The 7994-nt window shown below is 72.6% G+C and carries 12 protein-coding genes; 6 read left to right on the top strand and 6 right to left on the bottom strand.

What is annotated here, in order from left to right; translation table 11 throughout:
* On the top strand, positions 1-1013 hold a 1013-nt coding region (gene lnt / locus ACFQ3T_RS32320; RefSeq protein ID WP_380729203.1), incomplete at its 5' end, for an apolipoprotein N-acyltransferase.
* Positions 988-1782 (top strand): polyprenol monophosphomannose synthase, encoded by a 795-nt coding sequence (locus tag ACFQ3T_RS32315; protein WP_380729202.1) that lies wholly within the window; start codon positions 988-990, stop codon positions 1780-1782. The genes lnt and ACFQ3T_RS32315, both read left to right, overlap by 26 nt.
* Before the next feature lie 63 nt (positions 1783-1845).
* Here ACFQ3T_RS32315 and ACFQ3T_RS32310 read toward each other — a convergent pair whose 3' ends face one another.
* The 3 genes from ACFQ3T_RS32310 to ACFQ3T_RS32300 form a co-directional block, all read right to left on the bottom strand.
* The gene (locus ACFQ3T_RS32310) at positions 1846-2190 is read right to left on the bottom strand and encodes an RNA polymerase-binding protein RbpA (RefSeq protein ID WP_053722354.1); all 345 of its coding nucleotides are present in this window, start codon (positions 2188-2190) and stop codon (positions 1846-1848) included.
* A 465-nt stretch (positions 2191-2655) separates the two neighbouring features.
* On the bottom strand, positions 2656-3132 hold the full coding sequence (locus ACFQ3T_RS32305; protein ID WP_380729200.1) for an NUDIX domain-containing protein: 477 nt from the start codon (positions 3130-3132) through the stop codon (positions 2656-2658).
* An 87-nt stretch (positions 3133-3219) separates the two neighbouring features.
* Complete coding sequence (locus ACFQ3T_RS32300; protein WP_380729209.1) at positions 3220-3780, bottom strand: helix-turn-helix domain-containing protein; 561 nt, start codon at positions 3778-3780, stop codon at positions 3220-3222.
* A gap of 145 nt (positions 3781-3925) precedes the next feature.
* On the opposite strand from ACFQ3T_RS32300, the gene ACFQ3T_RS32295 reads away from it, so the two are divergent.
* Positions 3926-4813, top strand: a complete 888-nt coding sequence (locus ACFQ3T_RS32295) for an NAD(P)/FAD-dependent oxidoreductase (RefSeq protein ID WP_380729198.1) — start codon at positions 3926-3928, stop codon at positions 4811-4813.
* A gap of 85 nt (positions 4814-4898) precedes the next feature.
* Here ACFQ3T_RS32295 and ACFQ3T_RS32290 read toward each other — a convergent pair whose 3' ends face one another.
* Positions 4899-5630, bottom strand: coding sequence for a thymidine kinase (locus ACFQ3T_RS32290; protein ID WP_380729207.1), 732 nt, complete (start codon positions 5628-5630; stop codon positions 4899-4901).
* 189 nt (positions 5631-5819) lie between these two features.
* Here ACFQ3T_RS32290 and ACFQ3T_RS32285 point away from each other — a divergent pair, with 189 nt between their 5' ends.
* On the top strand, positions 5820-5993 hold the full coding sequence (locus ACFQ3T_RS32285) for a hypothetical protein (protein WP_380729196.1): 174 nt from the start codon (positions 5820-5822) through the stop codon (positions 5991-5993).
* 313 nt (positions 5994-6306) lie between these two features.
* On the opposite strand, the gene ACFQ3T_RS32280 is transcribed toward ACFQ3T_RS32285, so the two are convergent.
* On the bottom strand, positions 6307-6699 hold the full coding sequence (locus tag ACFQ3T_RS32280; protein ID WP_380729194.1) for a RidA family protein: 393 nt from the start codon (positions 6697-6699) through the stop codon (positions 6307-6309).
* A gap of 47 nt (positions 6700-6746) precedes the next feature.
* Positions 6747-7196 carry an RrF2 family transcriptional regulator gene (locus ACFQ3T_RS32275; RefSeq protein ID WP_380729192.1) on the bottom strand — a complete coding sequence of 150 codons (450 nt, stop codon included), beginning with the start codon at positions 7194-7196 and terminating at the stop codon, positions 6747-6749.
* A gap of 91 nt (positions 7197-7287) precedes the next feature.
* Between ACFQ3T_RS32275 and ACFQ3T_RS32270 the strand changes: the two genes are divergently transcribed.
* Together ACFQ3T_RS32270 and ACFQ3T_RS32265 are read left to right on the top strand one after the other, a co-directional pair.
* Positions 7288-7602 carry a PadR family transcriptional regulator gene (locus tag ACFQ3T_RS32270; RefSeq protein ID WP_380729205.1) on the top strand — a complete coding sequence of 105 codons (315 nt, stop codon included), beginning with the start codon at positions 7288-7290 and terminating at the stop codon, positions 7600-7602.
* The coding region (locus tag ACFQ3T_RS32265) for a hypothetical protein (RefSeq protein ID WP_452603492.1) at positions 7599-7994 on the top strand (396 nt) is incomplete at its 3' end. The genes ACFQ3T_RS32270 and ACFQ3T_RS32265, both read left to right, overlap by 4 nt.

Raw genomic sequence — 7994 nt, 5'->3', positions numbered from 1 at the left:
CTGCCGTCGTGCTGCCCCTCGCCGCGGGCGTCACCGCGTCCGCGCTCGTGCACACCGACCCCGACCAGGGCACCGCGACCGTCGCCGCGATCCAGGGCAACGTGCCCCGCGCCGGCCTCGACTTCAACGCCCAGCGCCGCGCCGTCCTCGACAACCACGTCAAGCGCACCCTGCAACTCGCCGACGACGTCCGCGCCGGCCGCGCCGCCCGCCCCGACCTGGTCATCTGGCCGGAGAACTCGTCCGACATCGACCCGTTCCGCAACGTCGACGCCGCCGCCCAGATCCAACGCGCCACCGAGGCCATCCAGGCGCCCATCGCCGTCGGCGCCGTCGTCATCGACCAGGACGACAAGCTGCCCCGCAACACCGTCGTCCTCTACGAACCCGGCGCGGGCGCCACCGACACCTACACCAAGCGGCAGCTCCAGCCGTTCGGCGAGACCATGCCCTACCGGTCGTTCTTCCGGATCTTCACCGAGACCGTCGACCGCGCCGGCACCTTCCAGCCCGGCACCGACCCGCGGGGCTTCAGCATGGGACCGGCGAAGGTCGCCATCGACACCTGCTACGAGGTCGCGTTCGACGGCGTCGTCCGCGACTCCGTCACCGCGGGCGCGAACCTCATCGCCATCCCCACCAACAACGCCACGTTCGGCTACACCGAGATGACCTACCAGCAGCTGGCGATGTCCCGCGTCCGCGCCGTCGAGCACGGCAAGGCCGTCGTCGTCGCGGCCACCAGCGGGGTCAGCGCGATCGTGCAGCCAGACGGCTCCGTCACCGCCCGCACCGGCATGTTCACCGCCGACGCGCTGGTGGCGACGCTCCCGCTGCGGGGGGAGGCTACGCTGGCCACCCGGCTCGGCGCATGGCCCGAGTGGGTGATGACCGCTCTGGGCCTCATGGCCGTGGCGTTCAGCTTGACGACGAAACGACGACGATCGCGTCCGACCCCTGGTGCGGGTGTCGGCGAGGAGGAAACGGATGGCGGACCAGCAGGCGCAGCCTGACCGCGAGCTCGGGCCGGTGCTGGTGGTGATCCCGACCTACAACGAGCGGGACAACATCGGGAAGATCGTGACGCGGCTGCACGCGGCGCTGCCCCACGCGCACGCGCTCGTGGTCGACGACGGCAGCCCCGACGGCACCGGGCAGCTCGCGGACGAGATGGCCGCCGCGGACGACCGGGTCCACGTGCTGCACCGCACGGAGAAGGCGGGCCTCGGCGCGGCCTACGTGGCGGGCTTCCGGTGGGCGCTCGACCACGACTACGCCGTGGTCGTGGAGATGGACGCGGACGGCTCCCACGCCCCCGAGGACCTGCCGCGGCTGCTCGACGCGCTGCGCGACGCGGACCTCGTGCTCGGGTCGCGGTACGTGCCCGGCGGCAGCACGGTCAACTGGCCCAAGTACCGGGAGCTGATCTCCCGCGGCGGCAACGTGTACTCGCAGCTCGCGCTCGGCGCGAAGGTCAAGGACATCACCGGCGGCTTCCGCGCGTTCCGCGCCGAGGTGCTGGAACGGCTCAAGCTGCACACCGTCGCGTCGCAGGGCTACTGCTTCCAGATCGACCTGGCGTGGCGCACCATCGAACTCGGCTACCGGGTCGTGGAGGTGCCGATCACGTTCACCGAGCGTGAGATCGGCGAGTCGAAGATGAGCGGCAACATCGTCCGCGAGGCGCTGTGGCGGGTCACCAAGTGGGGCGTGCGGCGGCGCGCGAACCAGCTGCGCGGCCTGTTCGCGCCGAAGAAGGCGAAGGCGCCCAGCAACCGCTGACCCCGGACGTGGGAGGGGCCCGCCGGATGCGTCCGGCGGGCCCCTCCCACGTCGCGGTGTGGCTCAGGCGGTGCGGGTGCGCCGCCCCTTCAGCTCTTCCAGCCGCTCGTCCAGCAGCTCTTCGAGCTCCGGGATCGTGCGCCGCTCCAGGAGCATGTCCCAGTGCGTGCGCGGCGGCTTCACCTTCTTCGCCTCCGGCTCGGCGCCGTCGATGATCTTCGACTCCTGGCCGTGGAGACGACACTCCCAGGTGTGCGGGATCTCGGCGTCGTCGGAGAACGGGACCTCGAAGTCGTGGCCCTTGGGGCAGGCGTACCGCACCGACCGGCGCGGGGCGAGGTCGTGATTGCGGTCGGTCTCGTAGCTGACTGCTCCGAGCCGGCTACCCCGTAGAACGCGGTCGGCCATGGCGGTGTCCTTTCGCTCGGCTCAGGGCCGGGGCCCAGGCTTGTTGCTCACCGAGTGCAACGACCGGACTGCTCCGTTCGTTCCCGGCTTCACGGTCATCGTCGCCCACAGTGACGTCTTTCACCCGTCAACGAAGGCTTCCTCCTAAGGGATGCAATCGCGGCCGGTTCGTGACGCGTTATCAAGCTACCGAGGTACACCATCACACGGATGGAGCAGTCGCGGCAGAAGTCGTGCGGCTGCGACAGCTTAGACCGACCACGGACCGCGACGTTACGGCGGGTTTAACGCAGCAGTAGTGACGTCCGTCATGCTCGTGGTCACGCAAAGTTATTTCGAGAACTTTCGGCACCGCCGCCACGCTGTGTGGCGGCACGGTCGTACACGGTGGCGGGCATGATGGATGAATCACCCGTCCGGACCCACGTCAAACGTCCAGATGGATGCTTTATAAGCTCTATAGCTTCAGTGTTGACCAAAACCAAACTTCTCGGCCAGTCGGTCGATCAACTCACGTTGCGCCGTCACAACCTTCACACGCGCCTCGACCAGGGAGAACCAAACGACGCGGTCGACCTCGGGGTACTCGCGGAACACCCCGGACCCGCGCGGCCACTCCAGGGTGAACGTGCCGGGAACCACCCGATCGGGGTCGAGGTCGCCCGCCAGCGCCCAGGCCTGCACGACCTTCCCGCCGGACTGGCGCACCTCGCCCAGCGGCACCAGCTCGCCGTCCGGCACGGGCAGGCCCAGCTCCTCGGTGAACTCCCGGCGCGCCGTGGCCTCCGGCTCCTCGTCGCCGTCGGGCTCGCCCTTGGGGATGGACCACGCGCCGTCGTCCTTGCGGGCCCAGAACGGGCCGCCCATGTGCCCGAGGAGCACCTGCGGTTCGCCGTCGACCTCGCGGTGGAGCAGGATGCCGGCGCTGCGCCTGCCTGTCATGCGCACAGTGTGGCGGGTCCGCTCGACGCCCCGGTGATCAGGTGCGGCATCGGCCGGCGCGCCGTCGGGCCGGGGGAGGGTGGCCGGTCAGGTGGCGCGGCGGGTGCGCATGTGGATCTGCTCGCCCTGCTTGCCGAACAGGCTCAGCACCTCCACCGGGTCGTCGCCCGCCGCGCCGAACCAGTGCGGCAGGCGGGTGTCGAACTCGGCGGCCTCGCCCGCCGCGAGCACCACGTCGTAGTCGGCCAGGATCAGGCGCAGCCGCCCGGACAGCACGTAGAGCCACTCGTAGCCGGTGTGGGTCCTGGGGTCGGGCTCGCCGCGCCGCGTGATGATCATCTTGAACGCCTGGAGGCCGCCGGGCTGCTGGGTGAGCGGCAGGATCGTCATGCCGGGGCGGCGGATCGGCACGGGGCGGATGCGGGGGTCGCCGACCGGCGGCGCGCCGACCAGCTCGTCGAGCGGGACGCGGTGGGCGCGGGCGATGGGCAGGAGCAGTTCGAGGCTGGGCCGGCGTTGGCCGGACTCCAGCCGGGAGAGGGTGCTCTTGGAGATGCCGGTGGCGGCGGCGAGGTCGGCGAGGGTCGCGCCGCGGCTGGTGCGGATGTGGCGCAGTCGTTCGCCGACCTTGTCCAGGACGTCGTCCATGAGGTCTTCGACGGGGTCGTCGGTGGGTGTTGCGGGCGGATCGGCCATGATCGTTTCCCAGGTTCGGCAACAAGGTTTGTCCATTGTGGGACACGGGCGCATCCTCGTCCACAGGGATCGGACACCTGACGAGGGAGTGGACGACATGGACGACGTGGTGGTGGTCGGCGGTGGCGCGGCGGGGTTGAACGCGGCGCTGGTGCTGGGGCGGGCGCGGCGGAGCGTCGTGGTGGTGGACTCCGGCGAGCCGCGCAACGCGCCGGCGGAGGGCGTGCACGGGTTCCTGTCGCGGGACGGTGTGCCGCCGGGTGAGCTGCTGGGCGTGGGCCGGGACGAGGTGGCCCGCTACGGGGGCCGGTTCGTGTCGGGGCGGGTGGCCCGGGTGGAGCGGGTCGAGCCGGCGCGGGAGGCGGACCCGGAGTTCCGGGTGGAGCTGGACGGCGGCGAGGTGCTGCGGTCGCGGCGGGTCGTGGTGGCGACGGGGTTGCGCGACGAGCTGCCGGACGTGCCGGGGCTGCGGGAGGGCTGGGGCCGGTACGTGCTGCACTGCCCGTACTGCCACGGGTTCGAGGTGGCGGACGGGCCGCTGGGTGTGCTGGGGACGCACGAGCGGTCGCCGCACCAGGCGTTGCTGGTGCGGGAGTGGTCGTCGGACCTGGTGTACTTCGCGGTCCGGCCGTTGGCGGACGGCGAGCGGGAGGCGTTGGCCGCGCGGGGCGTGCGGGTGGTGGACGGTCCGGTGTCGGCGGTGTCGGCGGACGGGGTGGAGACGGCGGCGGAGGGGTTGGTGGCGCGGCGGGCGGTGTTCGTGGCGCCGGAGTTCCGGCCGCGTGACGGGGTGCTGGACGCGTTGGGGTGCGAGCGGGACGACGCGGGGTTGGTGCGGGTGGACGCGTGGGGCGCGACGAGCGTGCCCGGTGTGTACGCGGCGGGGAACGTGGTGGACCCGATGGCGCAGGTGGTGTCGTCCGCGGCGGCGGGGGCGAAGGCGGCGGTGGGGTTGCACGCGGGGCTGGTGTTCGGCCTGAAGTGACCGGTCGGCCTGAAGTGACCGGTAGGCCTGAGGTGACCGGGGTGGCGGCTCGCCCGACGTGACGCCGTGACGTCGCCCGGCCGGGTCAGGTGAGGCTGAGTTGCCGGCCGCTGACGAGGTGTGGGCCGAGGTCGCCGGTGCGGTAGTGGGTGCGGCAGAGGACCTGGTAGCGGACCTCGGCGGTGTCGGGGGTGGCGCCGGGGTGGGGCGCGGTGTCGGCGACGAGGACGGTGTCTCCGGCGCGGACGACGTCGCCGTCGTGGACGCGGGCGTTGAAGCGGCCGGGTCGGCCGCACCAGCAGAGGACCTCGACCTGGATGGCGTTGAGCTCGTCGGCGAGTTCGACGAGGCGCTGGGAGCCGGGGAAGAGGGTGCTGCGGAAGTCGGTGGCCAGGCCGAAGCAGTAGACCTCGAGGTGGGCGTCGTCGGCGAGTTCGGCGAGTTGGTCGACCTGGTCGGGGGAGAGGAACTGGGCTTCGTCGACGATGAGGTAGTCGACGCGGGCGCCGCGGGCCCAGTGGTCGCGGACGAGGGCGCAGAGGTCCATGTCCTCGTCGACTTCGAGGGCGTTGCGGGCGAGGCCCATGCGGCTGGAGATGGTGGGGGTGCCGGAGCGGTCGTGGCGGACGAGGAGGAGTCCGCGGCGGCCCTGGCGGGCCTGGTTGTGGTCGATCTGCAGGGCGAGGGTGGACTTGCCGCAGTCCATGGGGCCGAAGAAGAACCGGAGCCTGCCGGTGGGCGCGAGTCCGCGGCCGGCGCCGAAGGCGGGCACGGCGGACAGCGCGTCGGTCGGGTCCGAGTCGGGGGTGGGGGTGATCGGGTCCACGGCGGGCCACCCTAGTGCGCGGTGTCGGGGGTGATCTCCCCGGTGTGGCGGGGTGGGTGGTCGACGTCCGGCTATCGCGAATCTGTTTCACATCCGAATGGCGCTCCCGCCGGCGACGCGGACGTGGGACACAGTGAACCGCTCGGTTCCGGTTCGGTGTCGTCGGTGGAAGGACCGCTGATGAAACGCCTGGTGGCCGCCCTCGCGGCGGCGTCCTTCCTCCTGTCCTCCGGCGCGGCGACGGCCCAACCCGGCACCGCCCGAGCCGGCACCGCCCAACCCACGCCGCCCAGCCCGGCACGGCTGCCGTGCGTGACGTGGTCGTGGTCGGCAAGTCCGCCGCGGGCACGGTGACGTTCCTGGACGGCCGCACGTTCGCCAACCTCGTGCGGGGGTACGCGCACCACCCGGTGGGCGCGTTGCCGTACTGGTCGTTGAGCAGCGCGGACGGGCGGCACTGCCTGGTGACGTTGTCGAACCTGGACGCGGTGTCGGTGGTGGAGTACGCGACGGCGCGCGAGGTGGCGCGGTGCCGGTGGGGGACTTCCCGCAGCGGGAGCGGCTGGGTCGGCTGGCGGAGGACGCGGTGGCGACGCTGGGCCGCCCGCGGTCGGGGTGACGGCGCCGGTCCGGCCCTCGTGGTGGACGCGGGGGCCGGACCGGCGGGTCAGCGGACGGCGATCGCGTCGACCTCGAACAGCATGCCGGGCAGGGCGAGGGTGGCGACGCCGAGCAGGGTCTGCACGGGTGGCCGGTCGCCCCAGATGCGGGTGACGCGGTCGCGGAGGACGGCGAGGCGGTCGGCGTCGTGGTCGACGACGTAGGTGCCGAGGCGGGCGACGTGGCGGTAGTCGAGGCCGGCGGCGCGCAGGGCGGTGCCGAGGTTGGCGTAGGCCTGGTCGACCTGGGCGGCGAAGTCGTCGGAGACGAGGTGGCCGGTGGCGTCGGCGCCGTACTGGCCGGCGATGAGGACGAGGTCGCCGGTGGTGGTGGCGACGTGGCTGTAGCCGTAGCCGGTGGGGTCGTTGAGCCCGTCGGGGTTGGTGAGGGTGTGCGGCACGGTCGGTGTCCTTCCGGGTGTGTGCGTCCTGCTTCGGGCTTCGGGTGTCAGGTGAGGCGGGCGCGGGTGCGGTCCGGGGCGTCGGGGTCGGCGCGGCGGACGTCGGCGTCGAGGTCGGCGAGGGTGCGGGCGGCGAGTTCACGTCGCCAGGCCAGTTCGGCGCGGTGCATGGCGGTGTCGATCGCGCACCGGGTGGTGTGCGGGCCGTCGGGGCGGATCTCGGTGCAGCGGAAGGCGGGGTCGGGGCCGTCGACGGCGGTGACGACGTCCATGACGGTGACGGCGTGCGGCGGCCGGTCGAGGAGGTAGCCGCCGCCGGGGCCGGGGACGGAGCGCACGATGCCGGCGCGGCCGAGGGCCTGGAGCTGCTTGGTGAGGTAGGCCGGGGGGAGGCCGTGGTGGGCGGCGAGGCGGGCCGCGGCCACGGGGGTGTCGCCGGCCCAGGCGAGGTCGAGGCAGCAGTGCAGGGCCCATTCGACGCCCTCGGCCATCTTCATGATCACCACCCTAGCGCAATCCTGGATATCCAGTGTCCAGAACTATTGCCGATATATACCGCGTCGCGATATAACCTGCGGTGTGAAAGTGATGTCGGAGCAGGCGTTCCTGGTGCTCACCGCGTTGGCGGAGGAGCCCTTGCACGGGTACGCGATCGTGCGCGCGGTCGAGGAGCTGTCGGAGGGCCGGACGCGGTTGCGGGTGGGCACCCTCTACGGGGTGCTCGACCGGCTGGTCGCCGAAGGCCTGGCCGAGCGGGACCGCGAGGAGGTCCACCAGGGCCGGCTGCGGCGCTACTACCGGTTGACCGACGCCGGGGTGCGGGCGTTGTCGGCGGAGGTGGCGCGGCTGTCGGCGAACGTGCGCGCCGCGTCGTCGGTGCTGAAGGCGAGGGAGGCGCGGTGAGCGGGGACTCGGCGGGTGCGGGCACGGCCGGTGGTGACGCGGTGGACGGTGACCTCGTGGACGGCGGGGCGGTGGACGGCGGGGCGGGGTCGAACCTGGAACGCCGCTACCGGGCGCTGCTGGGTGTCCTGCCCGCGTGGTACCGGCGGGAGCGCGAGGAGGAGATGGTCGGGATCTTCCTGGCCGGGCGCGGTGACGACCTCGACCTCGAGCACGGCTGGCCGGGGTGGGGCGAGGCGTGGGCGACGTGGGCGCTGGCCGTGCGGGTGCGGTTCGCCGCGGACCGCCGGGCCGGTGACGTCATGCGGCTGATCGCGCTGGCCGGGCTGCTCGGGCACGTCGTGGTGGTCGCGCAGGGCTGGACCGCGGCGGCCCGGTGGGGCGGCGAGGCC

Source organism: Saccharothrix hoggarensis, from assembly GCF_042678885.1.
In the GTDB taxonomy this organism is placed as follows: Bacteria; Actinomycetota; Actinomycetes; order Mycobacteriales; family Pseudonocardiaceae; genus Actinosynnema; species Actinosynnema hoggarensis.
This window is presented reverse-complemented; position numbering and strand designations above follow the sequence as displayed.

Excerpts from the sequence above, each read along its gene's own strand:
- ACFQ3T_RS32315 (WP_380729202.1), top strand. The coding sequence starts at position 988 with ATGGCGGACCAGCAGGCGCAGCCTGACCGCGAGCTCGGGCCGGTGCTG.
- ACFQ3T_RS32310 (WP_053722354.1), bottom strand. The coding sequence starts at position 2,190 with ATGGCCGACCGCGTTCTACGGGGTAGCCGGCTCGGAGCAGTCAGCTAC.
- ACFQ3T_RS32305 (WP_380729200.1), bottom strand. The coding sequence starts at position 3,132 with ATGACAGGCAGGCGCAGCGCCGGCATCCTGCTCCACCGCGAGGTCGAC.
- ACFQ3T_RS32300 (WP_380729209.1), bottom strand. The coding sequence starts at position 3,780 with ATGGACGACGTCCTGGACAAGGTCGGCGAACGACTGCGCCACATCCGC.
- ACFQ3T_RS32295 (WP_380729198.1), top strand. The coding sequence starts at position 3,926 with ATGGACGACGTGGTGGTGGTCGGCGGTGGCGCGGCGGGGTTGAACGCG.
- ACFQ3T_RS32285 (WP_380729196.1), top strand. The coding sequence starts at position 5,820 with ATGAAACGCCTGGTGGCCGCCCTCGCGGCGGCGTCCTTCCTCCTGTCC.
- ACFQ3T_RS32275 (WP_380729192.1), bottom strand. The coding sequence starts at position 7,196 with ATGAAGATGGCCGAGGGCGTCGAATGGGCCCTGCACTGCTGCCTCGAC.
- ACFQ3T_RS32270 (WP_380729205.1), top strand. The coding sequence starts at position 7,288 with ATGTCGGAGCAGGCGTTCCTGGTGCTCACCGCGTTGGCGGAGGAGCCC.